The sequence below is a fragment of the Nonomuraea sp. NPDC052116 genome (assembly GCF_040680035.1).
Lineage (GTDB): Bacteria > Actinomycetota > Actinomycetes > Streptosporangiales > Streptosporangiaceae > Nonomuraea > Nonomuraea angiospora_A.
The window spans coordinates 226,851-248,679 of sequence record NZ_JBFAWA010000010.1 but is presented as its reverse complement, the minus strand read 5'-3'; the positions used below and the strand labels follow the sequence as shown (position 1 = coordinate 248,679).

The 21,829-nt window shown below is 69.9% G+C and carries 23 protein-coding genes, 1 pseudogene and 1 riboswitch; of the genes and pseudogenes, 17 read left to right on the top strand and 7 right to left on the bottom strand.

Annotated elements, in window-relative coordinates:
- Positions 1-58 precede the first annotated feature (58 nt).
- From AB0L65_RS21805 to AB0L65_RS21790, 4 genes are read left to right on the top strand one after another with little or no spacing between them, the layout of a single operon-like run.
- Entirely contained in the window at positions 59-580 is a 522-nt protein-coding gene (locus AB0L65_RS21805; RefSeq protein WP_364248142.1) for a hypothetical protein, read from the top strand.
- Positions 580-1,713 (top strand): peptidoglycan-binding protein, encoded by a 1,134-nt coding sequence (locus tag AB0L65_RS21800; protein WP_364248140.1) that lies wholly within the window; start codon positions 580-582, stop codon positions 1,711-1,713. The genes AB0L65_RS21805 and AB0L65_RS21800 overlap by 1 nt, the downstream gene beginning before the upstream one ends.
- Complete coding sequence (locus AB0L65_RS21795; RefSeq protein ID WP_364248138.1) at positions 1,710-2,405, top strand: ABC transporter ATP-binding protein; 696 nt, start codon at positions 1,710-1,712, stop codon at positions 2,403-2,405. The genes AB0L65_RS21800 and AB0L65_RS21795 overlap by 4 nt, the downstream gene beginning before the upstream one ends.
- The gene (locus AB0L65_RS21790; RefSeq protein WP_364248136.1) at positions 2,405-3,625 is read left to right on the top strand and encodes an ABC transporter permease; all 1,221 of its coding nucleotides are present in this window, start codon (positions 2,405-2,407) and stop codon (positions 3,623-3,625) included. Before AB0L65_RS21795 ends, AB0L65_RS21790 begins: the two co-directional genes overlap by 1 nt.
- A 37-nt stretch (positions 3,626-3,662) precedes the next feature.
- Here AB0L65_RS21790 and AB0L65_RS21785 read toward each other — a convergent pair whose 3' ends face one another.
- The 3 genes from AB0L65_RS21785 to AB0L65_RS21775 all read right to left on the bottom strand — a co-directional run bounded on the left by AB0L65_RS21785 (position 3,663) and on the right by AB0L65_RS21775 (position 5,736).
- The gene (locus tag AB0L65_RS21785; protein ID WP_364248134.1) at positions 3,663-4,103 is read right to left on the bottom strand and encodes a hypothetical protein; all 441 of its coding nucleotides are present in this window, start codon (positions 4,101-4,103) and stop codon (positions 3,663-3,665) included.
- A 59-nt stretch (positions 4,104-4,162) separates the two neighbouring features.
- A complete protein-coding gene (locus AB0L65_RS21780; protein WP_364248132.1) occupies positions 4,163-5,131 on the bottom strand; it encodes a rod shape-determining protein in 969 nt (322 codons plus the stop codon).
- 110 nt (positions 5,132-5,241) lie between these two features.
- The gene (locus tag AB0L65_RS21775; RefSeq protein ID WP_364248130.1) at positions 5,242-5,736 is read right to left on the bottom strand and encodes a PadR family transcriptional regulator; all 495 of its coding nucleotides are present in this window, start codon (positions 5,734-5,736) and stop codon (positions 5,242-5,244) included.
- 68 nt (positions 5,737-5,804) lie between these two features.
- Here AB0L65_RS21775 and AB0L65_RS21770 point away from each other — a divergent pair, with 68 nt between their 5' ends.
- From AB0L65_RS21770 to AB0L65_RS21755, 4 genes and pseudogenes are all read left to right on the top strand, one after another.
- Positions 5,805-7,241 carry an MDR family MFS transporter gene (locus AB0L65_RS21770; protein ID WP_364248128.1) on the top strand — a complete coding sequence of 479 codons (1,437 nt, stop codon included), beginning with the start codon at positions 5,805-5,807 and terminating at the stop codon, positions 7,239-7,241.
- 48 nt (positions 7,242-7,289) lie between these two features.
- Positions 7,290-7,490: a DUF5302 domain-containing protein gene (locus AB0L65_RS21765; protein ID WP_350728198.1), complete on the top strand. Its 201-nt coding sequence runs from the start codon at positions 7,290-7,292 to the stop codon at positions 7,488-7,490.
- 166 nt (positions 7,491-7,656) lie between these two features.
- Positions 7,657-7,792, top strand: a riboswitch (cyclic di-AMP (ydaO/yuaA leader).
- 299 nt (positions 7,793-8,091) lie between these two features.
- Positions 8,092-8,457, top strand: a pseudogene (locus AB0L65_RS21760) (hypothetical protein); the annotation flags it as partial.
- 251 nt (positions 8,458-8,708) lie between these two features.
- Positions 8,709-9,554 carry an alpha/beta fold hydrolase gene (locus AB0L65_RS21755; RefSeq protein ID WP_364248126.1) on the top strand — a complete coding sequence of 282 codons (846 nt, stop codon included), beginning with the start codon at positions 8,709-8,711 and terminating at the stop codon, positions 9,552-9,554.
- On the opposite strand, the gene AB0L65_RS21750 is transcribed toward AB0L65_RS21755, so the two are convergent.
- Positions 9,551-10,765 (bottom strand): aminotransferase class III-fold pyridoxal phosphate-dependent enzyme, encoded by a 1,215-nt coding sequence (locus AB0L65_RS21750; protein ID WP_364248124.1) that lies wholly within the window; start codon positions 10,763-10,765, stop codon positions 9,551-9,553. The genes AB0L65_RS21755 and AB0L65_RS21750 overlap by 4 nt on opposite strands.
- On the bottom strand, positions 10,762-11,679 hold the full coding sequence (locus tag AB0L65_RS21745; RefSeq protein WP_364248122.1) for a carbohydrate kinase family protein: 918 nt from the start codon (positions 11,677-11,679) through the stop codon (positions 10,762-10,764). Before AB0L65_RS21745 ends, AB0L65_RS21750 begins: the two co-directional genes overlap by 4 nt.
- 46 nt (positions 11,680-11,725) lie before the next feature.
- Here AB0L65_RS21745 and AB0L65_RS21740 point away from each other — a divergent pair, with 46 nt between their 5' ends.
- Together AB0L65_RS21740 and AB0L65_RS21735 are read left to right on the top strand one after the other, a co-directional pair.
- Complete coding sequence (locus tag AB0L65_RS21740) at positions 11,726-12,310, top strand: TetR/AcrR family transcriptional regulator (protein ID WP_364248120.1); 585 nt, start codon at positions 11,726-11,728, stop codon at positions 12,308-12,310.
- A gap of 40 nt (positions 12,311-12,350) precedes the next feature.
- Entirely contained in the window at positions 12,351-12,986 is a 636-nt protein-coding gene (locus AB0L65_RS21735; protein WP_364248118.1) for a class II aldolase/adducin family protein, read from the top strand.
- On the opposite strand, the gene AB0L65_RS21730 is transcribed toward AB0L65_RS21735, so the two are convergent.
- The gene (locus AB0L65_RS21730) at positions 12,981-14,549 is read right to left on the bottom strand and encodes a DUF885 domain-containing protein (protein WP_364248116.1); all 1,569 of its coding nucleotides are present in this window, start codon (positions 14,547-14,549) and stop codon (positions 12,981-12,983) included. The genes AB0L65_RS21735 and AB0L65_RS21730 overlap by 6 nt on opposite strands.
- A 22-nt stretch (positions 14,550-14,571) precedes the next feature.
- On the opposite strand from AB0L65_RS21730, the gene AB0L65_RS21725 reads away from it, so the two are divergent.
- Positions 14,572-15,780 (top strand): DUF4032 domain-containing protein, encoded by a 1,209-nt coding sequence (locus AB0L65_RS21725; protein WP_363981711.1) that lies wholly within the window; start codon positions 14,572-14,574, stop codon positions 15,778-15,780.
- On the opposite strand, the gene AB0L65_RS21720 is transcribed toward AB0L65_RS21725, so the two are convergent.
- Positions 15,774-16,376: an NAD(P)-dependent oxidoreductase gene (locus AB0L65_RS21720; RefSeq protein ID WP_364248114.1), complete on the bottom strand. Its 603-nt coding sequence runs from the start codon at positions 16,374-16,376 to the stop codon at positions 15,774-15,776. The genes AB0L65_RS21725 and AB0L65_RS21720 overlap by 7 nt on opposite strands.
- A 54-nt stretch (positions 16,377-16,430) precedes the next feature.
- Between AB0L65_RS21720 and AB0L65_RS21715 the strand changes: the two genes are divergently transcribed.
- From AB0L65_RS21715 to AB0L65_RS21690, 6 genes are all read left to right on the top strand, one after another.
- Complete coding sequence (locus tag AB0L65_RS21715) at positions 16,431-16,781, top strand: helix-turn-helix domain-containing protein (RefSeq protein WP_364248112.1); 351 nt, start codon at positions 16,431-16,433, stop codon at positions 16,779-16,781.
- A gap of 232 nt (positions 16,782-17,013) precedes the next feature.
- Positions 17,014-17,556, top strand: a complete 543-nt coding sequence (locus tag AB0L65_RS21710) for a sigma-70 family RNA polymerase sigma factor (protein WP_364248110.1) — start codon at positions 17,014-17,016, stop codon at positions 17,554-17,556.
- Between the two features lie 20 nt (positions 17,557-17,576).
- A complete protein-coding gene (locus tag AB0L65_RS21705) occupies positions 17,577-18,458 on the top strand; it encodes a hypothetical protein (protein ID WP_364248108.1) in 882 nt (293 codons plus the stop codon).
- A gap of 165 nt (positions 18,459-18,623) precedes the next feature.
- Complete coding sequence (gene ngcE, locus AB0L65_RS21700; RefSeq protein ID WP_364248106.1) at positions 18,624-20,063, top strand: N-acetylglucosamine/diacetylchitobiose ABC transporter substrate-binding protein; 1,440 nt, start codon at positions 18,624-18,626, stop codon at positions 20,061-20,063.
- 4 nt (positions 20,064-20,067) lie between these two features.
- The gene (locus tag AB0L65_RS21695) at positions 20,068-20,982 is read left to right on the top strand and encodes a sugar ABC transporter permease (RefSeq protein ID WP_364248104.1); all 915 of its coding nucleotides are present in this window, start codon (positions 20,068-20,070) and stop codon (positions 20,980-20,982) included.
- Positions 20,983-21,828 carry a carbohydrate ABC transporter permease gene (locus tag AB0L65_RS21690; protein WP_350728184.1) on the top strand — a complete coding sequence of 282 codons (846 nt, stop codon included), beginning with the start codon at positions 20,983-20,985 and terminating at the stop codon, positions 21,826-21,828.
- The last annotated feature ends 1 nt before the right edge of the window (position 21,829 follow it).

Sequence of the window (21,829 nt, the reverse complement as noted above, 5' to 3'; positions counted from 1 at the left end):
ACAGCGGCCCCTATTGCATCTCTCCTCGAACCACGTTCATTCGACGGAGGAGAACACCATGCGAGGACCAGCCCTCGGCGCGATGGCCCTGGCGCTCACCCTGACCCTGGCCGCCTGCGGCTCGGGCGACGGCGGCGGCTCGGACGTGGCGTCGGTGTCCGGCACCGGCACCCAGGCCGCGGCCAGCGCGAAGCCCAGCGAGGACCCGCAGGAGCGCGGTCTCAAATTCGCCCAGTGCATGCGCGAGAACGGCGTCGACGTCCCCGACCCCGAGCCCGGCAAGGGCCTCATGATGAAGTTCGACGGCAGCGTCCCGCGGGAGAAGGTCGAGGCGGCCCAGCAGGCGTGCAAGCAGTACGCGCCGAAGATGGGCGGGGAGGGCGGCAAGATCGACCCCCAGCGGGCCGAGGCGCTGCGCAAGGTCGCGCAGTGCATGCGTGACAACGGCGTCGAGTCCTACCCCGACCCCGAGGGCGGCGCGGTGCGCATCAACGCCGAGGTCGGCGAGGACCCCGATTTCAAGTCCGCCCAGCAGAAGTGCGAGAAGGAGCTCTCTGAGGCGGGCATGGGAGGCATGTGATGGGGATGGCCACCATCGACGGGAAGGCGGAGCCCGGCTCCCCGCCCTCCCGGCCGCGCCGCCGGCGCGGCCGGGGCAAGGTGGTCGCCGGGCTCCTGATCGCGCTGGTCGCCGCGGGCGGCGGGTTCGTGGCGGTCAACAGCGCCGGCCTGCTGAAGGGCGGTGCCGGCCCCACCCGGTCGGCCACCGCCCTGCCCCCGGCCACCACCGCGGTGACCAGGCAGACCCTGAACGACACCAGGGACGCCGACGGCGAGCTCGGCTACGGCCCCGTGACCACGGCGATGAGCAGGAAGCCCGGCACGATCACCTGGCTGCCCGACAGCGGCGCCCAGATCACCCGCGGCCGGTCGCTGTACCGGGTGGACAACCAGCCGGTCATGCTCCTGTACGGCGACACGCCCGCCTACCGCGACCTCAAGGTCGGCGTGGAGGGCAAGGACGTCGAGAACCTTGAGCGCAACCTCAAGAAGCTCGGCTACGACGGTTTCACGGTCGACGACGAGTACACCTACGACACGGCCGAGGCCGTCAAGGAGTGGCAGGAGGACCGCGGCCTGGACGAGACGGGCGTGGTCGAGCTGGGCCGGGTCGTCTTCGCCCCCGGCAAGGTACGGGTGGAGAGCCTGGAGTCCGAGGAGGGCCAGCCGGCCGCCCCCGGGCAGAAGATCCTGACCTATACGGGCACGTCCAAGGTGGTCACGGTCGAACTGGAGGCCGAGGACCAGCGGATGGCCAAGAAGGGCGCCAAGGTCGAGGTCACGCTGCCGGACGGCAAGAACGTACGGGGCAAGGTCACCGAGGTGGCCACGGTCGTCAAGCCGGGCGAGGGCCAGAACGCCGAGCCGGAGACCCGGGTCGAGGCGCTCGTCTCGATCGGCGAGTCCAAGTCCGCCAAGGGCCTGGACAAGGCGGCGGTGGACGTGACGTTCACGGCCTCCCAGCGCAAGAACGTGCTGACCGTGCCGGTCGCGGCGCTGGTGGCGCTGCAAGAGGGCGGTTACGGTCTGGAGGTCGTCGAAGGGGGCAGGTCCCGCTACATCAAGGTCGAGACGGGGCTGTTCGCCGGGGGACGGGTCGAGGTCAGCGGTGACGGGCTCACCGAGGGCATGACCGTGGGGATGCCGAAATGACGTACCCCATGATCGCGCTGACGGACGTGTCCAGGACGTACCCCGGCGGGGTGGCGGCGCTGCGGTCGGTGTCGCTGCGCATCGAGCACGGCGAGCTGATCGCCATCGTCGGGCCGTCCGGCTCGGGCAAGTCGACGATGCTCAACGTCGTCGGCACCCTCGACCAGCCCACCTCCGGGACCATCCACATCGACGGGTACGACGTCTCCAAGCTCTCCGACAACCAGCTGTCGGCGCTGCGGGCGACCACGATCGGGTTCGTGTTCCAGTCGTTCCACCTCGCCGCGAAGGTCCCGGCGCTGGACAACGTGGCCGACGGCCTCGTCTACACCGGCCTGAGCCGGTCGGAGCGGCGCCGCCGCGCGGCCACGGCGCTCGAACGGGTGGGGCTCGGGCACCGGATGGACCACGAGCCGCACGAGCTGTCCGGCGGCGAACGGCAGCGCGTGGCCATCGCCAGGGCGGTGGCGGGCGAACCGCCGCTGCTCCTGGCCGACGAACCGACCGGGGCTCTGGACTCGGTGTCGGGTACGGGGGTGATGGAGCTGTTGCACGAGCTGAACGAGAGCGGCACCACCATCGTGATCATCACGCACGACCGGGAGATCGCCGCCAGCCTGCCCAGGCAGGTGCGGATGCGCGACGGCCGGATCATCTCCGACAGCGCGCGGGTCCCGCTGGAGGCGGTGTGATGGCCGTCGTGGAGGTGGCCCGGCCGAAGCTGTCCCCGGCCAGGATGCGGCCCCGCGACGTGATGCGCGTCGGGGCGGTCGGCCTGCGCACGCGACCGTTGCGGGCCTTCCTGTCGGCGCTCGGCATCGCCATCGGCATCGCGGCCATGGTCAGCGTGGTCGGGCTGTCGTCCTCGTCGGGCGCCGAGCTGGACCGTACGCTCTCCGCGCTCGGCACCAACCTGCTCACGGTCTCGTCCGGCACCACGCTCATGGGCGAGGCCGCGCAGATGCCGAAGGACGCGGAGGCGATGATCGAACGGATCGGCCCCGTCCAGGCGGCCTCGTCGATCGGGCGCATAAGCGAGGCCAAGGTCTACCGGTCGGAGGAGATCCCCGAGGCCCAGACCGGCGGCATGACCACGTACGCGGCCCGCCTCGACCTGCCCGCCACCGTCGGCGCGACGCTGCGGAGCGGGACCTGGCTCAACGCCGCCACCGAACGCTACCCGGCCGCCGTGCTCGGCTCCTCCGCCGCCCAGCGGCTCGGCGTGGGCTCGATCGGGGCCGACACGCAGGTCGTGATCGGTGGCGTCCGCTTCGCGGTCGTCGGGGTCATGAACCCGGTGGCGCTCGCCACCGAACTGGACAGCGGCGTCCTGGTGGGCTGGCCGGTGGCGGAGTCCAGGCTGGGCTTCGACGGGCACCCGACCACGCTCTACACCCGTTCGGAGGAGTCCAAGCTGGAGGTCGTACGCCAGGTGCTGGCCGGCACCGCCAACCCGGAGGCGCCCAACGAGGTGGACGTCTCCCGCCCGTCCGACGCCCTGGCCGCCAAGCAGGCGACCAGCCAGGCGTTCGCCAACCTCCTGCTGGGAGTGGGGGCCGTGGCCCTGCTCGTGGGCGGGGTGGGGGTGGCCAACACGATGGTCATCTCGGTGCTGGAACGCCGCGCCGAGATCGGCCTCCGCCGCTCGCTCGGGGCTACCCGGGGGCAGATCCGCACCCAGTTCCTGGCGGAGTCGCTGCTTCTGTCGGCGCTTGGCGGGGGAGGGGGGATCCTGCTGGGGACGGGTGTCACGATGGGGTACGCGCTGTACAGCGGCTGGCCCTCCGTGGTCCCGGCCTGGGCCACCGTCGGCGGCCTCGCCGCCACCCTGGCCATCGGCGCCGCGGCCGGCCTCTACCCCGCCATCCGCGCCTCCCGCCTCTCCCCGACCGAGGCCCTGTCCACTCCCTGAGGCCCTCCCGGCGGCGGACCCAAGGGGCCGGGTGGTGTCAGTCGGTGGCGTAGCAGGTGGTCTTGCCGATGATCCGGACGCCGGGCCGGTCGCCGGAGAGCACGGTCAGCTCGAACGTCAGCCGTGTCTCGGGATTGCGCAGCACGGAGACGTCCTGATCCCCATCCCGCAGGTCCAGGTCGTCGACCACCTTGTCGTACCCCATCTCCTGGAGCAGATCCAGCAGCCCCGAGGAGGCGGAGGCGAGGTCGCTCTCGGCGCGGAAGTACCGTCGCACCTGCCCCGGCACGCACGAGTCGTCGTCCACCGGCGACTCGGTCGACAGCCGGAGGCCGGCGGAGCTGAGCAGGGCGCCGCCGTCGGAGTCGAGCTGCCGGGCGGCGTCTTCGAGTGTGGGCAGCTCGGCCGCCGCCGTGCAGGCCGTCATCGCCGCGACGCAGAGGAGCACCGCGGATAAGCCGTGACGGCAGGCGCGCACGATCGGACCATATCCGAGATCGTCCGGGGCCCTCCACCAAAAAGGCGAAAACAGAATGATCAACGGCGCCGGCGGAGCCGGGCACGCAGTCCCAGGTCGTCCACGCAGGTGCCGAGGCCGAGCGCCACGCACTCCAGCGGCCGTTCCGCCCGCCGTACCGGCATGCCCAGGGACTCCCGCAGCCGCTGCGCGAGCCCCGCGAGCAGCGCGCCGCCCCCCACCAGCACCGCGCCGCGTTCCCCGAGGTCGCCAATCAGTTCGGCGGGACAGCGCTCGACGGTCTCCCTGGCCGCCCACACGATGGACTCGATCGCCGGACCGGCCGCCTCCCGGATCCGCTCCACGGGCAGCCGCACATCGTGCTCCTGACCGGTTTCGGGGTCTCTGGCGCGTACGGTAACGGGATTCCCGTCGGCGCCGGCCTGGTGTTTGGCCGCCTCCGCCTCGCGTTCGTCGATCGTGCGGCCGTACTCGTGCTCGACCAGGCGGGCGATGGCCCGGTCCACGGCCCGGCCGCCGCCCGGGACCGCCGTCGTGGCCACGGCCTCCCCGCCGGAGAGCACGGCGATCCGGGCGGAGTCGCGCCCGATGTCGATCACCATGCCCCCCACGTAGTCGCGGACCGGCAGGCCCGCGCCGAGCGCCGCCGCGAGCGAGTGCGGGATCAGCCGGATCTGCCTGGCCTCCGCCTCGTACGCCACGTCGCGCAGCGTGGCCCGCTCGATCGGCGTGGAGCCGTCGGGCAGCGCCATGATCAGGCGTGGCCTGGCGAGCGGGCGCCGGTGCACCTTGCCCAGGAAGTGCTTGACCATCCGCAGGGCGAGGTCGCCGTCGGCCGGCAGACCGCCGCTGACCGGCCGGCAGATCTCCTCGCCCGTCGCGTCCGCGCCGTACCCGATGACCTTGCCGGTACGGCCGTCGATCGTCACCGCGGAGGGTTCGTCGAGCACGATGCCCTTGCCTCTGACGTAGATCCGCGTGCGGGAGCCCCCGAGGTCCATCGCCAGGTCGCGGCCGAGGAGACTCATGACGCGACTGCGGACGTGGCGATCGTGGCGGGCATGCCGGGTCTATTTCCTGGGCCGCTCCAACGCAACACCAGGAACGGAGTGGTTCCCCTTTACCTGAGCGGGCGGGCTCAGCGGCTCCTGAGGGCGGCCAGGGTCTCTTCGGCCCACTCGATGCCGGTGCGGACCTGGGCCAGCCCGAGCCGCAGCGCGTAGTGGCCGGTCCCGTCCTCGCGCTGGCAGCCCAGGACCACCAGCCGCGCCTCGTACCCGGTCTTGATCCGCTCGACCACCGCGATCGCCTCCTCCGTGGAGAGCAGCGGCAGCAGGAACGCCTGCAGCGCGGTCTCGTTGCGTACGACGAAGACGGGCTCGTGCTCCACCAGCCACGTGTGCAGCTCCCGCGCCCCCTCGGGGGTGATCGTGTAGATCTTGCGCCCCCTCGCGCCCTCCGACGAGGCCGCCACCAGGCCGTCGGCCGCCATCTTCACCAGTTCGGGATAGATCTGCGTGTGCCCGGCCTGCCACACGTGGTTGAGCGAGTGCTCGAACTTCTTGGCCAGGTCATACCCGCTCGCCGGGCCGACGGCCTCGAGCAGCCCGAGAAGCGCGATCCGAAGGGACATGCGCGCCAGCATATCGAAGACTTGACATGTCAAGACTTACATATCAGTCTTCACATGTGAATGATGGCATGAAGCCTCAAGGGCTCCTCTTGCTCGCGGTGCTCGGCGGGATGTTCCTGGCGATGCTCGACCAGACGATCGTCGGCACCGCGTTACCGCGGATCACGGCCGAGTTGGGCGGCACGACGCTCTACGTCTGGGTGGTGACGGCGTACCTGCTCACCTCGACGGTGACCGTGCCGCTCTACGGCCGGCTCTCCGACCAGCACGGCAGGAAGGCGCTGCTGCTGATCGGGATGGTGGTGTTCGTGGCCGGGTCCGCTCTGTGCGGGGCGGCGCAGGACATGCCGCAGCTCATCGCGTTCCGCGCGCTGCAGGGGCTCGGCGCGGGCGCGCTGCTGCCGCTGTCGATGGCGTTGGTGATGGAGATGTTCCCTCCGGGTACGAACGGCGCCCGCGTGCAGGGTGCGCTCGGCGGCGTGATGGGCCTGACGTACCTGGCCGGGCCGTTCCTGGGCGGGTTGTTCACCGACCACGCGACCTGGCGGTGGGCCTTCTACGTGAACGTGCCGATCGGCCTCGTGCTGATCGCGATCGTCGCGCGCCGCCTGCCGAACCGGCCGGGCGTGGGCGGCGGCGGGCGCCCCGACTACGCGGGCATCGCGGTCTCCACCGTGGCCATCAGCGCGCTGCTGCTGGGCCTGACGGAGAAGGGCCTGGACGGCAACACCTGGACCGACGCCGCCGTGGCCGGGCCGATCGTGCTCGCGGCCGCGTTGCTGGCGGTGTTCGTGCTGGTCGAGAGGCGGGCGGCCAGCCCGATCATGCCCATGCACCTGTTCGGCAACCGCACCTACACGCTCGTGAACGTCACGTCTTTCTTCACGGCCTTCTGCATGTACGCCGGCGTGGTGTTCCTGCCGCGTTACTTTCAGCAGTCCCTCGGCGTCAGCGCCACCGAGTCCGGGCTGAGGATCTACCCGATGACGCTGGCCATGGTCCTGGGCAGCGTCGTCATGGGCGCGCTCATGTCCAGGACCAGGGTCTACAAGCCGTGGCTGGTCGCCTCCCCGTTCCTGCTCGTCGCGGGCACCCTGCTCTGCCTGAACCTGACCGCGCACACCGACGGGCTGCTGCTGGCCGGCTGGATGCTGCTGATCGGGCTGGGCATGGGCCCGATGCTGTCCGGCCTGACCGTGGCCTCCCAGCAGTCCGTCGAGCCGCAGTACATCGGCGTCGCCTCCGCGAACCTGACCTTCTTCCGCCAGATCGGCGGCTCCGTGGCGCTGGCCGTCGGCGGCACCCTCTACACCTCGACGGTCACGGCGGACGCGCCCGTGCACGGACTGGCCGCCGCGCACGCCTCCGCCGCGGCGGCGGTCATCCCGTCGCTGGGAGTGGCGGGGGCGCTGCTCGCCCTGGTGGCGCTGGTGGCGATGCCGGCCAGGCGGCTGGAGGTGCCCGCCACGCCGCAGAGCAGGGTTGAGGCCAGTTTCGCGTCATAAGCGGGGCCATGCGAAGCTGTGATAGTCCCCAACACCATGGAGGTCCTCATGGCGGAAACACCGGAGCCGGAAGTCAGCGAGACTCCCGAGGACGAGATGAAGCGCAAGTTCCGCGAGGCGCTGGAGCGCAAGCGTAACCAGCACGCGGACTCGGGCGCGGGTGGCAAGGGCGGCGACCCATCGAAGATCCACGGGGCGCACGGTCCGGCTGCGAGTAAAAGATCGTTCAGGCGCAAGAGCGGCGGCTGAGGCCGGGAATTTCAAGGGGGTACGGCAATGCCGTGCCCCCTTTCTCTATGCCGGAGGCAGGTAGATCTTTACACCGATTCATGACGAACTGTTTGTGTTTGTCCGGAATACGTGGTTAGAGTGATGCCCACTTACCAGCCGGTGGCGTGGACCACACAAGGGAACCAGCCGACTGGCGCCTAATCCCGATCACTCGGGAGCCGGGGACCCACCTCCCTGGGGTGAATCCGACCTTGTGTCGGTAGGGCAACTCCACCGCCCGAACCCGTCAGCTAACCCGGTAGGCGAGATGGAGAGGACATATGCAGAACTTGAATGATCACGTAGAACACCCATACAGCGTGATGACGGCCGCCCTCTGAGCGGTCCCTTCTCCAGGCTCGTTTCGCGCTCCGCGTAGCTTTCCCCCGTCAGGTGCTTTCCCCTGCTACGCCCTTTTTCAAGCGAGCGCAATCTCCCTGCCCCCTCGCGAAGGACTGTACTTTTCATGTCTGCACGTTCTGGTTTGCGTACCCTCGCTCTGCTCACCGCCTCCACCGTCGGCGCGCTCACCATCGCCGGCACCGCGGCCCACGCCGACTCCAACACGGACGAGAAGGTCCTGCTCAAGGGCTCGACCACCGCTTCGTACTTCTGGGACGACTCCTCCGGCCGCGCCGGGGACACCGGTCTGCCCGCCAGCGGCAAGCCCATGCAGAAAGGTCTGGCCGCCAGCCCGAGCTGGCCGCTCATGACCGAGGGATACGTGATTCACGACGGCAAGAAGCTGCCCTTCTTCGTCGGCGACCGCGGCCCGGGCGTGCCCTCCAACAACGGCGTCATGCTCGACCTGGACGGCAAGACGTTCGCGGAGCTGACCGGCGGCTCGTTCAACATGGAGACGCTCGGCGTCGACGGCGTCGGCGGCCAGGGGCACATCAAGGTCGACTACGTCATCACCAAGTGGGGCAACGGTCCCGGCAAGAAGAACTACCCGGTCCCGTTCTCGACCGGCGCCTGGTCCGAGCGTGACAACAACCCGGCCGAGCCCCCGGCGGCCGGTGCGGCCGTGCCGCCGCCTGCGCGCGAGGCCGGAGAGTGGAGCGCCAGCACGGGCGCCGTCGTGGCCAGCGCCGTGGCCGCGGTGGGCGGCAGCGTGGTGCTCGCCAGCGACCGCGTCCGCAATCTTCTCAAGGGCTGAACTTTACGGACCTGGACCAGAATGTCATTCTGGTCCTCGTGACCACCCGCGTAGCCGCGAACGGCATCGAAATCGCCTACGAGAGCTTCGGCTCGCACGAGGGGCGCCCCCTGCTCCTCATCATGGGGCTCGGCGCGCAGCTCATCCACTGGGATGAAGGGCTCTGCGCGCTGCTGGCGGACCAGGGACACCACGTCGTACGGTTCGACAACCGCGACGCCGGTCTCTCCACACACTTCTACGACCAGGGCGTTCCCGCGATGGGGGCGCCTTCGCCGTATCTGCTGGACGACCTGGCCGACGACTCGGCGGGACTCATGGACGCGCTGGGCTGGCCGGCCGCCCACGTGGTCGGGGCGTCGATGGGCGGCATGATCGCCCAGGCGCTGGCCATCCGCCACCCGGACCGGGTGCTGACCCTGACCTCGATCATGTCCACTCCCGGCCCCTCGGCGGCCCCGCCCACCGAGGCCGCGCTCGCCACCCTCATGGCCGCGCCCCCCGCCGACCGCGATGCGGTCCAGGCCCAGGCGGTGCGGACCTGGTCGGTCATCGGCTCGCCCGGATACGAGCTGGACCGCGAGCGGATCACCCTGCTGGCCGGACTCGCGTTCGACCGCTGTTTCGACCCCGGCGGGACGGCCCGGCAGCTCGCCGCCATCATGGCCTCGGGCGACCGCACGGCGGGGCTCGCCGGGGTGCGGGTGCCCACGCTGGTGCTGCACGGGGAGGCGGACCAGCTCGTTCCGGTCGCGGGCGGCCAGGCCACGGCCGCGGCCGTCCCCGGCGCCCGGCTGGTGACCTACCCGGGCATGGGCCACGACCTGCCGCGCCCGCTCTGGCCGTCCGTCGTGGCCGAGATCAGCAAGCTCACCGCCGACTAGCCGAAGTGGGCACGGGTCTCCGCGAACGCCTGGTCCGTGCCCTCCAGCGCCCTGGCCACGTCGGCCTCCGTGTGCGCGGCCGACATGAACCAGTTGTGCCACGGGTGCAGGTAGACCCCGTGCCGCAGGCAGGCGTCGCTCCACCACATCGCGACGGAGAGGTCGGCGTCCCCGTCGAAGCTGAGCCACGGGATCGTGACGGGCCCCGTCTGGTTCACCACGAACCCGTGGGACTTGGCCTGCGCGTAAAGCCCCTCGCGGAGCTGCGTGCCCGCGCGTTCCATGGCGCCGATGCCGTCCGTGTCGCGCAGCGTCTCGATGGTCGCCTTGGCCGCCGCCATGGCGACCGCCGAGAACCAGAACGACCCCGTCGAGTACAGCGTCTGCGCCGGTCCGCGCAGCGCGTCCGTGCCGGTGACGGCGGCGATCGGGTAGCCGTTCGCCATGGCCTTCGACCAGGCGGTCAGGTCGGGCCGCACCCCGTACGGCTCCCAGGACCCCCGCAGGTCGACCCGGAACCCGGCCCGCACGTCGTCGATCACCAGCGCGGCCCCGAGCCGGTCGGCCAGGGCGCGGGCGCCCCGCGCGAAGGCGGGCTCCACCAGCTCCTGGTCCTCGAAGGAGTCGTGCTTGAACGGCGTCACGATGATCGCCGCCACGTCGCCCTCCACGGTCGCCGCCGCGGTCTCCAAGGACTCGAGTGAGTTGTACGTGAACTCCACCAGGTCGGCCCGCTCGTTGGGCGTCGTGCCCGCCAGGGAGGGCGTGCACCAGGGGTCCGCCCCGTGGTAGGCGCCGTGCGCCATCAGCACCTTGGTCCGGCCGGTGGCGGCGCGGGCGACCATGAGCGCCTGCGTGGTGGCGTCGGTGCCGTTCTTGGAGAACATCGCCCAGTCGGCGCTGGGCACGGTGTCCACCAGCAGCTCGGCCAGCTCCACCATGATCGGGCCGGGGCCGTTGAGGCAGTCGCCGAGCGCGGCCTGCCGGGCGGCGGCCTCCTCCACACGTGGGTGGCGGTGGCCGAGCACGACCGGGCCCCAGCTGCACATGAAGTCGATGTACTCGCGACCGTCCACGTCCCACTGGCGGCAGCCCTCGCCGCGTTCGAAGAACTGCGGGAAGCCGGGGGCGAAGAGGGCGGCGTTGAGGTGGCCGTACATGCCGCCGGGGACGACCTTCAGTGCGCGCTGACGGAGTTCTGCGTCGGTCATCCGAGAGTCCTTAGAGTCGAGTCGAGATCGATGAGGCCGGCGTCCGAGCCGAGCCCGGTGGCGACGCGGGCGGCGGCGGCCGTGCCCCAGCGGGCCGCGGTCAGCACGTCCTGCCCGTGCAGGAGGCCCGTCAGGAACCCCGCGCAGTACGCGTCCCCGCAGCCGGTCGTGTCCGAGACGTCCACCTTGAGTGCGGGCACCGTCTCGGCGCCCTCCGCAGTGACCACCAGGCTGCCCGCCGCCCCCAGCGTGACGAGCACGCCGCGCGGCCCGTCGGCCAGCAGGGCCCGGGCGGCCTCGCCGACGTCGGAGGCGCCGGTCATGAGGAGGGCCTGCGACTCGTTCGGCAGCACGTAGTCCACGTGCGGCAGGAAAGCGCGGGCCATTCCCAATAAGTCGGGCATCTCCGAAAGGAGGTCCATGGTGATGACGGTGCCGGACGCGCGTACCTCGTCCAGGAGGGCGAAGAACGCCGGGTCGCCGAGGCCGAAGGTGACGTCCATCCCGCCCAGGTGGATCGCCCGCACGCCGCGCAGCACGTCGGGGTCGAGGTCCGCGTACGTCACGCCGAGGTTGGCCCCCGGCACGTGGAAGCTGGGCCGCCCGCCGTCGGGCCTGATGGGCAGGATCGACGCGGCCGTCTGCTCGCCCGCCCTGCGCACGAGGCGCGAGACGTCGACGCCGCGCTTGGCGAGCACCGCCACCAGGAAGTCACCCAGCTCGTCGTCGCCGGCGGCTCCCATGGTGATCACGGGGTTGCCCAGCTTGACCAGGTCGACGGCGGTCCCGGCGGCGGCGCCGGCGGCGGTGAGGCGGATCTGCTCCACCAGTACGGTGTCCTGGCCCTCGGGGATGTGATCGATGGGCCTGGCGAGAATGTCGACGATGTGGACGCCGACGGTGGCGACGGTCATAGTCTAAATAGACAGACGTCCGAATAAAAAGTCAATGGAGGAGCCGATGCCCAAGATCGTCGATCACGACGAGCGCCGGCGCGAGGTCCTGTCAGCCGCCCGCCGGGTGATCGTCAGGGACGGCATCGACGCCGCCACCACGCGGGCCATCGCCAAGGAGGCCGGATACTCCAACGGCGTGCTCGCCCACTACTTCGCCGACAAGGACGAGATCCTGCTGTCGGCGCTGCGCCAGTCGCACCAGCGCATCCGCGACCGGCTGACCCGCAAGGTCGAGGGCGCGACGGGGCTGGCCGCGCTGCGCGAGCTGCTGCTGGACAACCTGCCGCTGGACGCCGAGCGCACCCAGGAGTCGCGCCTGGAGGTCAGCTTCTGGAGCCGCAGCCTGGCCTCGGAGCGCCTGGCCGAGGTCCAGCGCACGGAGGCGGACGAGCTGCGCGCCGCCGTACGCGACCTGCTGGCGCAGGCCCGCGCGGCGGGTGAGCTGCGCACCGACGACAACCTGGACGACCTCGCCGAGCACCTGCTCGCCCTGGTCGACGGCCTCAGCCTGCACCTGCTCCTCTACCCGGGCCGGCTCAAGCGCGTCGACGTCGAGCGCCTCATGCTCCAAGCGCTGGATCGTTTGTGACCATTGATGTATTTCGGACGACCGACTACATTGCCGACGCATGAGCCTGCGCGAGCAGTTGTGCGAGTACGGCCGGCGCGCGGTCGAGCTCGGCCTGGTCATCGGCACGTCCGGCAACCTGAGCGTGCGCGAGGGGGATCTGGTCGCGGTCACCCCCTCGGGGGCGGCGCTCGACCGGCTGACCCCGGAGATGTGCCCGGTCGTGGACGTCGAGGGTTACCTCGTCGAGGGCGACCTGCAGCCGTCCAGCGAGACCCCCATGCATTTGGCCGTCTACGCGACCACGGACGCCAAGGCCATCGTGCACACGCACTCGGTGTTCGGCACGATCGTGGCCACCACGATGACCGAGCTGCCGCCCGTGCACTACAACGCGCTGCTGCTCGGCGGCGTGGTCAGGGTGGCCGAGTACGCCACGTACGGCACGCCCGAGCTGGCCGCCAACGTCCGGGCGGCGATGGAGGGCAAGAAGGCCGCCCTGATGGCCAACCACGGCGGGGTGACCGTCGGGGCGACGCTGGAGGAGGCGTTCGAGGCCACCCGGCTGCTGGAGTGGCTGTGCGAGGTCTACGTCCGGGGGCTCAGCGTGGGCAAGCCGGCCGTCCTCACGAACGAGCAGCTCAACGCGGTGGTCGAGCGAGCGCTGAACCCCCCGACGTTCCCTCGTCGCCTATGAGAGCGCCGCCTGCTCCGCCAGCCCCAGCGGCAGCCCGCCCGACCCGGCGATCCGGTCGTGGAACTCCTTCAGCGACCCCTGGAACGACTCCCGGATGCGGTCGATCTCGATCGCGCCCGTGAGGTAGGAGGGCGCCTGCGTGGGCCACGCGCAGTAGCGGTTCACCTCGCCCTGAGCGGTGCCCGGCGACAGCGACGCCCTGGTCGCCATGAACGTCTCCGCCTCCTCGATCGACATGTCCTCGCAGTGCAGCGCGGTGTCCACGACGATCCTGGCGGCGCGGAAGATCCGGCAGTCCAGGTGGGCCAGCTCGGTGGCGGGGGTGTCGAAGTAGCCCTGCTCGTGCAGGAGCTTCTCCACGTACAGGGCCCAGCCCTCGGTGAAGTACGGGGTGCGGAAGACCTTCCTGGCAGTACGGGGATTGCCCGCCATGTACGACAGGTGCCAGTGATGCCCCGGGTAGGCCTCGTGCACGGCGATCGAGGGCATCTGGGCCCGCGAGTTCGTACGGAGGCGCTGGCGTACCTGCTCGGGGGTGAAGTCGTCGGGCGTGTAGGGGACGAAGAAGACGCCCTTGCGCGAGGCGCTCAGCGGGGGCGGCGCGAGGTAGTGGGCGACGGACAGCACCGGACGGGTGTACTCGGCGGACGGGAGCACGTCGCACTCCTCGCCGTCGGCGAACGTGACCAGGTCCCGCTCCCGCACGAACTCCCTGGCCCGCTGGGTCTCGGCCGCGTACTCGGCCCGCATGTCGGCCAGGGTCGGCGGATGGTCGTCCATGAGGAACTCCATCGCCGCCCGCCAGTCCTCGCCGCCGTTGACCCGCAGCGCCACCTGGCGCATCCGCGCGTCCAGCTCGGCCCAGGCGGCCTTGCCCTTCTCGTGCAGCTCGGCGGCGCCGTAGCCGAGCATCTCGCGTTCGCGCAGCAGTGTGGAGTAGAGCTTCTCGCCCATCCGCCAGGTGCCGCCGCACTCGAAGCCCTCGAGGAAGGCGACCAGCTCGTCGAACGCCCGCGCGGCCGGTTCGGCGGCCTCGGCCAGCTTGGCGGCCAGGTCGGGGTCCTCGACCATGGACGGGATCGTACGCGTGAGGAAGTTGCGGCCGGTGCGGGCCTGACCGAGACCGCGCTTGATCAGCAGTGGGGCGGCCAGTTCGGGGTCGAGGTTGGCGCGGCAGGCGGCCAGCACGCCGGGCACCTCGGCCAGGCGCGAGACGGCCGAGGACACCAGCTCGGGCTCCGGCTTGAGGCGCCGCTGGAACGGCGTGTACATGGAGGAGAAGATCGCGGACAGGTAGGCGGCCGGGTCACGCCGCCACTCGGGCCAGGAGGCGAGCGCGGTCGAGCCTCTCAGCTGGGAGAGGACCAGATCTCTGTCGATGGCGTCGTCGAGGGTGGCCGTCTGGAGGGAGGAGAGGCGGTCGAGCCAGCGGGCCTCTTCCCGCTCGCGGGCGGTCCAGCCGGAGGCCGTGAAGTCGCCGAGGGTGTGATCATAACCGTCGGCCCCCAATAAGCTGGCCACGACGGGACGGTCGGAAAAGTACCACTTGAGAAACTCGTCCACCAATGCACCATATCCTGTGGAAATGCCCCTGCAGATCACTGGCGCGCTAGGCGACCCTGACCTGATCCGCCTCCCTTGGGAGGTCCCCCTCCAAGACTGGCCGCAGTACCATCTCGTCGATCTGCCGCGCGGCATATCACGGCACGTGGTGCGGTTCGCCCGGCTGTCCGGCAAGGTGTACGCGATCAAGGAGATCAGCGAACGGTACGCCAAGCGCGAATACCAGCTGCTGTGGGACCTGGCCCGCCTCGACGCGCCGGCCGTGGAGCCCGTCGCCTACGTCACCGGCCGCGAGGAAGGGCTGGACGCGGCGCTGATCACCCGGCACCTGCAGTTCTCGCTGCCGTACCGCGCCGTCATGTCGGGCACGCTGCGGCCCGACACGCTCACCCGCCTGCTGGACGCGCTGGCCGTGCTGTTAGTGCGACTGCACCTGAACGGGTTCTACTGGGGCGACTGCTCGCTGTCCAACACGCTGTTCCGCAGGGACGCCGGGGCCTTCGCCGCGTACCTGGTGGACGCCGAGACCGGCGAGATGCACCCGATGATCAGCGAGGGGCAGCGGCTGGCCGACATCGACACCGCGCACACGAACATCTTCGGCGAGATGCTCGACCTGGAGGCCGGCGGGCTGCTGCACCCGTCCATCGACCCCATGGAGACCGCCGAGGACATCGTCACCCGCTACCACCGCCTGTGGGACGAGATCACCCAGAGCGAGATCATCGAGGAGGTCGACTGGCACCGCGTGGAGCAGCGGATCCGCCGGCTGAACCTGCTCGGCTTCGACGTGGCCGAGATGATGGTGCGGCGCAAGGTCGGCACCGGGCGGCTCATCGTACGGCCCAAGGTCGTGGACTCCGGCCACCACCAGCGGCGGCTGCTCCGGCTGACCGGGCTCGACGTGGAGGAGAACCAGGCGCGGCGGCTGCTCAACGACCTCGACGGGTTCCGGGTGGCCAAGGGGCTGCGGCACGAGGACGAGGCCATCGTGGCGCACCGGTGGCTGGCGGAGATCTTCCAGCCGACGGTCGAGGCCATCCCCGCGGAGCTGCGCGGCAAGCTGGAGCCCGCGCAGCTCTTCCACGAGATACTCGATCACCGCTGGTACCTGTCCGAGGAGACGGGCGCGGACGTGGGCTTGGCCGCGGCCGTGAAGTCGTACGTGGACAACGTGCTCGTCCACAAGCCCGACGAGAAGGCGCTGCTCCCGGAGGAGGCGGCTCAGTAGGCCACAGTGATGCGCTTGCGCGGGTGGGCGCCGTTCTCCAGCTCGTCCGCGACGGCGACCGCGTAGTCCTCGGCCGAGATGAAGCTGCGGCCCTCGGGGTCGGCGAGCAGCGTGTCGCCGCCGATACGGTAGACGCCGGTGCGCTCGCCCGGTGCGATCTCCGCGGCCGGTGAGATGTACGTCCAGTCCAGGTCCTCGACCTCCCGGTAGAGGCCGAGGGCCGACCTCTGGGCCTTGGACTCCTTTTTGTAGAGCTCCGGGAAGTCGGGCGTGTCGACGAGGTCCTGTCCCGGCGCGATCTGGAGGCTGCCGGCGCCGCCCACGACGATCAGCCTGCGTACGCCGGCGGCGCGCACGCCCTCGATGAGCGCGCGGTTGGCGTCCAGGAACGGCGGCTCGGGCTCGGTGCCGTCGCGGGGCGGGGCGATGGCGGAGACGACGGCGTCGTAGCCCTTGGCCAGGGTGGCGGCGTCGTGGACGTCACCCTTGACGGGACCCTTGCGGCTGACGGCGGTCACCTGGTGGCCGCGATTCGCGAGCTCGGCGGCTATGCGCTGGCCGATCATGCCGGTCGCGCCAAAGAGCAGGATCTTCATGTGCGCCAGAGTATCCATCGGATACTGGTTGCTTCATCGTGCTATAAGTACCTTATGGATACTGGCGATGTCTTCGACCCTAATTGCCCGACCCGGGTGGTTCTGGATCGGATCGGCGATAAATGGTCGGTGCTGGTACTCCTCAGTCTCGTCCACGGCCCCATGCGCTTCACCGCCCTCCGGGGGCGGATCGGCGGGGTCACCCCCAAGGTGCTGACGCAGACGTTGCGGGCCATGGAGGCGGACGGGCTGGTGACGCGGGAGGTGTTCGCGGAGGTGCCGCCGCGGGTGGAGTACGAGTTGACGGCCCTGGGGCGCTCACTGCACGAGCCGATCTCGGCGGTTGCGGCGTGGGCCGAGGACCACATAACCGAAATCCTCACCCACCGCACCCAATCCACCTAACCTCCATCCGGCCCCCTCACCGCCCCATCCCCTTCGCCACCCCACCCCCTCACCACCTCACCGCCCGTCCCCGCTCCTCACCACCGCACCCCGCCGCTCAACGGCCCGCCATCGCCGCTCGCCACCGCCCCCCCTCGCGTTGTCGCGGGCTTCCGTAGTCGAGGACGGTCGGTAATGGGGGCGAGATTCCGGACATGGGGTGAGTGGTGGTGGACCACAGTGAGGAGAACGGATGGGAGTCGATCCCGAAAGCCGGTTCGAGGCGATATACGAAGCGGCATACCCCCAACTGCTCGGATACGCCTTACGCCGATGCCCGGACCCGGACGACGCGGCCGATGTCGTGGCGGAGACGTTCATGGTCGCGTGGCGTCGGATAGAGGAGGTGCCCGAAGGCGACGAGGCGAGGTTGTGGCTCTTCGGGGTGGCCAGGAAGGTGCTGGCCAACCAGCGGCGCGGTGAGCGGCGGCATGAGCAGCGCACCGCCGCCCTGCGCGAGCAGCTGGCCGCCTCGCCGCTCGTCGCCGAGTTGCCCGGCGACGACCTCTCGCAGATGGGCAAGGTGTTCCGGGCCCTGTCCGGGGACGACAGGGAGTTGCTCGCTCTCGTCGCGTGGGAGCGGCTGGATCCGGGCCAGATCGCCAAGATCCTCGGCATCTCGCGCAACGCCGTGCGGGTCAGGCTCTTCCGTGCGCGAAAACGCTTCGCCCGTGGCCTGGCCGCAGCCGGGGTCGAGTACTCGAATGCCGTCGCGATCGAAGGGAGCAGCCTGTGAGCAGCCGAAGGGAGCAACCCGTGAACATCGCCGAGCTCGCCCGCGTACGGGACGAGGATCTGGCCGAGGACCCGGTGGGGCAGGCGTCCGGCGCGGGGGCGCGGGCGCTGATGGAGTCGATCATGGCCGAGGAGCGGGCGCCGGCGCGGAGACGTTCGCCGCGTCGAGGGCGGTGGCTCGGGCCGGCCACGGTGGCGGTCGCGGCGTCCGTCGCGCTCGTCGTCGGGGTGCCGTTCGGCGGTCCCGTCACCGAGTACGCCAACGCCGCCGTCTCGGTCAAGGCCGGCGACGACTACCTGGAGGTGGCGATCAACGACCCCGAGGCCGAGGCGGCGGAGTTCACGGAGGCGTTCCGGGCGGTCGGGCTGGACGCCGAGGTGAAGAAGGCGCCGGTGGCGCCGGAGGACGTGGGCAAGCTGGTCGGCCCGATCATGGACGGAGAGTTCCCGCTCGGCACGGGCGTGTCGGGCAGCCGCAAGGAGGACTGCCCGTCCGCCTGGTGCGGCACGGTCTCCATCCCCGTCCACTTCAAGGGCAAGGTCATCTTCGGGATCGGCCGACCGGCCGCGCCGGGGGAGCCCTATGCCACACCGAGCGTTGACGGCCGGTACGCCGACGCGCCCGTCGACGGCTACAGGGCTCGCGGCAAGCGGGTCGGCGACGTCAGGGTCAACATGGAGCGGCTCGGACTGAAGATCGAGTATGTGGTGATCTGGACCACCGGCCCCGACGGCGGGTACCGCGTGGACGGCGCGCACATCAAGGACGACTGGACTGTCCAGAGCGCCCAAAAGACGGCGTCCGACGCGGTCCGGGTGTTCGTCGATGCCGGTCCCGGCGTGCCGCCCAACTCGCTGCCCCAAGTCGCCGGCTCCTTTGAGACGTCCGAGTGGTGGAAGTAGTGAACCGGGACTTGCCGCCCTCGTCCCCATCCACGATGCTGTGGTCTGGTCAGGCAAGGCGATCACGGCAAGGTCACGTCTCGATTGCGCCCCCTTGACGGGTGTCGGCGGCCGTTCGTACGTTCGGGCAAACGTTTAGGAAACTTTCCTAATTCAGGAGCCCTCATGACCCATCCGGGCGAGATCACTCGGCGTCAGCTGCTGCGCCGCCTCGGTATGACCGCGTTCGTCGCCGGCCCCGGTGCGGGCCTCCTGAGCGCCTGCGCCACGGCCGGCACGGGCGGCGAGCCGTCGGCCGCCCCCAGCATCACCGCCTCGGCCGACACCAAGAACCCGTTCGGCGTCGACCCCAAGAAGCCGCTGGAGGTGGTCATCTTCAGCGGCGGGTACGGCGACGCGTACGCCAAGGACCTGCACGAGGAGCTCTACAAGAAGGAGTTCCCCGGCGTGTCGATCAAGCACAACGCCACCCAGCAGATCGGCACCCAGTTACGCCCGCGCTTCGCCGCCGGCGACGTGCCCGACGTGCTCAACAACTCCGGCCCCGACTCGATGGACCTGGCCGCGCTGGCCGCCGAGAACCACCTCGCCGACCTGACCGTGCTCTTCGACGCCCCGTCGATCGACGACCCGGCCAAGAAGATCCGCGACACCGTCACCCCCGCCGTGATCGACAACGCCAAGATCAACGGCAAGGACCTCGTCCTGAACTACACGGTCTCCCACCGCGCGCTCTGGTACAACGCCAAGCTGTTCGCGTCCAAGGGGTGGTCGCTGCCGAGGACGTGGGCCGAGTTCACGGCGCTGGGGGACACGGCCAAGCAGGAAGGCATCCTGCTCTTCGCGTACCCGGGGCAGAAGGGCCCGTACTACCAGCTCTGGAACGTCCTCTACACGGCCGCCAAGATCGGTGGGAACCAGGTCATCATCGACATCGACAACCTGGTCGACAACGCCTGGAACGCCGAGCCGATGAAGCAGGCGGTCACGGCCTGGGTGGACATCCAGGCTAAATATGGCGACAAAGCGTACTTCGGCCTCGACCACACCCAGACCCAGGTCAAGCAGCTCCAGAACAAGCTGCTCTTCTACCCCGTGGGCTCCTGGGTCGAGAACGAGATGGCCAAGGACAAGCCCGACGACTTCGAATACGCCATCGCCCCCATCCCCGACGTCACCGCCGCCGACAAGATGCCGTACGGCGCCATCCAGGTCGGCGTCGGCGAGAACTTCGTCGTCGCGGCCAAGGGCAAGAATCCGCAGGGCGGCCTCGAATACCTGCGCATCATGCTGTCCAAGGACGGCGCGCGCGGATTCACGGAGAAGACCGAGAACCTCACCGTGGTGAACGGCGCAGCCGCCGGACTCGACCTGCCCGCCGGACTGATGAGCGCCGCCAAGGCCCAGGACGCGGCCGGCCAGAACATCATCACCGACGCGCGTTTCGAGGGCTGGTACAAGGAGCTGTTCGACTACGGCACCCAGCAGATCAACGTGGTCATGGCCGGGCGCATCACCCCGGAGAGGTTCTGCGCGAACATGCAGAAGAAGGCCGACGAGATCAAGAAGGACGACGCGGTCGCCAAGCAGACGCGGAGCCAGTGAGCAGATGGAGCGGCTGCGCAAGTACGGGTTCGTCGCCGGATTCCTCGCCGTCCCCCTGGCGCTCTATTCGGTCTTCGTCATCAGCCCCTATGTCCAGGCGTTCCAGCTCTCCCTGACGAGCTGGAACGGATACAGCTCGATCGTGCGGTACGTGGGGCTGGACAACTTCGGCCGGCTGTTCGACGACGAGGTGTTCTGGCAGGCCCTGCGCAACCACGGGATCATGCTGCTCGTGCTGCCGATCGCGACGATCGTCATCGCGCTGTTCCTGTCGTTCCTGCTGAACCTGGGCGGCGGCACGCGCGGCGCGGGCATGAGAGGGGTCTGGGGGTCGAAGTTCTACCGGGTGGTGTTCTTCTTCCCCCAGGTCCTGGCCGTCGCCGTGGTGGGCGTGCTCTTCCAGGCGGTCTACCGCCCCGACGCGGACGGCGTCATCAACGGCGTGCTGGCCAGGTTCGGCGCCGAGCCCGTCGGCTGGCTCACCGAGCCGGACCTCGCCCTCTGGTCGATCATCGCGGTGATGATCTGGCAGGGCGTCGGCTTTTACGTGGTGCTGTTCTCGGCGGGCATGGCGGCCATTCCCAAGGACTATTTCGAGGCCGCCGCGCTGGACGGCGCCGGACGCGTCCGGCTGTTCTTCTCGATAACGCTGCCGCTGCTGCGCGACACCATCCAGGTCGGCTGGATCTACCTGGGGATCGCGGCCTTCGACGGATTCGCGTTGGTGCAGGTGCTGGCCGGCGACAAAGGCGAGCCGGACGGCGCCACGACCATTCTCCCGGTCACCATCTACAAAACGGCTTTCGCCTACAACAAGGTCGGATACGCCTCCGCGATGGGCGTGGCGCTGTTCTTCCTCACCGTGACCTTCGCCGTGCTGACACTGCGGACGACCAGGCGTGAAAGGGTTGAGCTCTAGATGGCCAGAAACCGGCCGCGGCCCGGCGTGCTCAACGGGCTCTCGCACGTGGCGCTGGCCGTCTGGGCGTTACTGATCATCCTGCCGCTGTTGTGGACGTTCCTGGCGTCGTTCAAGAACAACACCGAGATCTTCGGCGACCCGCTGCAACTCCCGGGGGCGCTGCGGCTGGACTCGTGGGGCCGGGCCTGGGACAAGGCGCACATCGGGCAGTACATGCTCAACACCGTGGTCGTCGTCTTCTTCGGCACGGCGGGCACGATGTTGTTCGGGTCGATGGCGGCGTACGTGCTGGCCCGCTACACCTTCATCGGCAACAGGCTGATCTACTACTACTTCGTGGCCGGGCTGGCGTTTCCCGTGTTCCTGGCCCTGGGGCCGCTCTTCTTCGTCGTCAAGCAGTTGGGCCTGCTGAACTCCCACGTCGGGCTCATTCTCGTTTACATCGCCTATTCCCTGCCCTTCACCGTCTTCTTCCTGGCGGCGTTCTTCCGAACGCTGCCGGAGACCGTCGCCGAGGCGGCGATGATCGACGGCGCCTCGCACACCCGGACGTTCTTCCAGATCATGGTGCCCATGGCCCGGCCCGGCCTGATCAGCATCACCATCTTCAACGTCCTGGGCCAGTGGAACCAGTATCTGCTGCCCCTCGTGCTCCTGGCCGGCGACCCGGACAAATGGGTCCTCACCCAGGGCATCGCCAAGATCTCCACCCTGGCCGGATACGAGGCGGACTGGCCGGGCCTGTTCGCCGCGCTGAGCATGACGATCCTGCCGGTCATGGTCGTCTACATCATCTTCCAACGCCAGATCCAGTCCGGGCTCGGCTCGGGAGCGCTGAAGTAAC

What these genes read in the sequence shown, in the direction of transcription:
- AB0L65_RS21805 (WP_364248142.1), top strand. Translation starts at nt 59, where the DNA reads ATGCGAGGACCAGCCCTCGGCGCGATGGCCCTGGCGCTCACCCTGACC.
- AB0L65_RS21800 (WP_364248140.1), top strand. Translation starts at nt 580, where the DNA reads ATGGGGATGGCCACCATCGACGGGAAGGCGGAGCCCGGCTCCCCGCCC.
- AB0L65_RS21795 (WP_364248138.1), top strand. Translation starts at nt 1,710, where the DNA reads ATGACGTACCCCATGATCGCGCTGACGGACGTGTCCAGGACGTACCCC.
- AB0L65_RS21790 (WP_364248136.1), top strand. Translation starts at nt 2,405, where the DNA reads ATGGCCGTCGTGGAGGTGGCCCGGCCGAAGCTGTCCCCGGCCAGGATG.
- AB0L65_RS21780 (WP_364248132.1), bottom strand. Translation starts at nt 5,131, where the DNA reads ATGAGTCTCCTCGGCCGCGACCTGGCGATGGACCTCGGGGGCTCCCGC.
- AB0L65_RS21775 (WP_364248130.1), bottom strand. Translation starts at nt 5,736, where the DNA reads ATGTCCCTTCGGATCGCGCTTCTCGGGCTGCTCGAGGCCGTCGGCCCG.
- AB0L65_RS21770 (WP_364248128.1), top strand. Translation starts at nt 5,805, where the DNA reads ATGAAGCCTCAAGGGCTCCTCTTGCTCGCGGTGCTCGGCGGGATGTTC.
- AB0L65_RS21765 (WP_350728198.1), top strand. Translation starts at nt 7,290, where the DNA reads ATGGCGGAAACACCGGAGCCGGAAGTCAGCGAGACTCCCGAGGACGAG.
- AB0L65_RS21750 (WP_364248124.1), bottom strand. Translation starts at nt 10,765, where the DNA reads ATGACCGACGCAGAACTCCGTCAGCGCGCACTGAAGGTCGTCCCCGGC.
- AB0L65_RS21745 (WP_364248122.1), bottom strand. Translation starts at nt 11,679, where the DNA reads ATGACCGTCGCCACCGTCGGCGTCCACATCGTCGACATTCTCGCCAGG.
- AB0L65_RS21740 (WP_364248120.1), top strand. Translation starts at nt 11,726, where the DNA reads ATGCCCAAGATCGTCGATCACGACGAGCGCCGGCGCGAGGTCCTGTCA.
- AB0L65_RS21735 (WP_364248118.1), top strand. Translation starts at nt 12,351, where the DNA reads ATGAGCCTGCGCGAGCAGTTGTGCGAGTACGGCCGGCGCGCGGTCGAG.
- AB0L65_RS21725 (WP_363981711.1), top strand. Translation starts at nt 14,572, where the DNA reads ATGCCCCTGCAGATCACTGGCGCGCTAGGCGACCCTGACCTGATCCGC.
- AB0L65_RS21720 (WP_364248114.1), bottom strand. Translation starts at nt 16,376, where the DNA reads ATGAAGATCCTGCTCTTTGGCGCGACCGGCATGATCGGCCAGCGCATA.
- AB0L65_RS21715 (WP_364248112.1), top strand. Translation starts at nt 16,431, where the DNA reads ATGGATACTGGCGATGTCTTCGACCCTAATTGCCCGACCCGGGTGGTT.
- AB0L65_RS21710 (WP_364248110.1), top strand. Translation starts at nt 17,014, where the DNA reads ATGGGAGTCGATCCCGAAAGCCGGTTCGAGGCGATATACGAAGCGGCA.
- ngcE (WP_364248106.1), top strand. Translation starts at nt 18,624, where the DNA reads ATGACCCATCCGGGCGAGATCACTCGGCGTCAGCTGCTGCGCCGCCTC.
- AB0L65_RS21695 (WP_364248104.1), top strand. Translation starts at nt 20,068, where the DNA reads ATGGAGCGGCTGCGCAAGTACGGGTTCGTCGCCGGATTCCTCGCCGTC.
- AB0L65_RS21690 (WP_350728184.1), top strand. Translation starts at nt 20,983, where the DNA reads ATGGCCAGAAACCGGCCGCGGCCCGGCGTGCTCAACGGGCTCTCGCAC.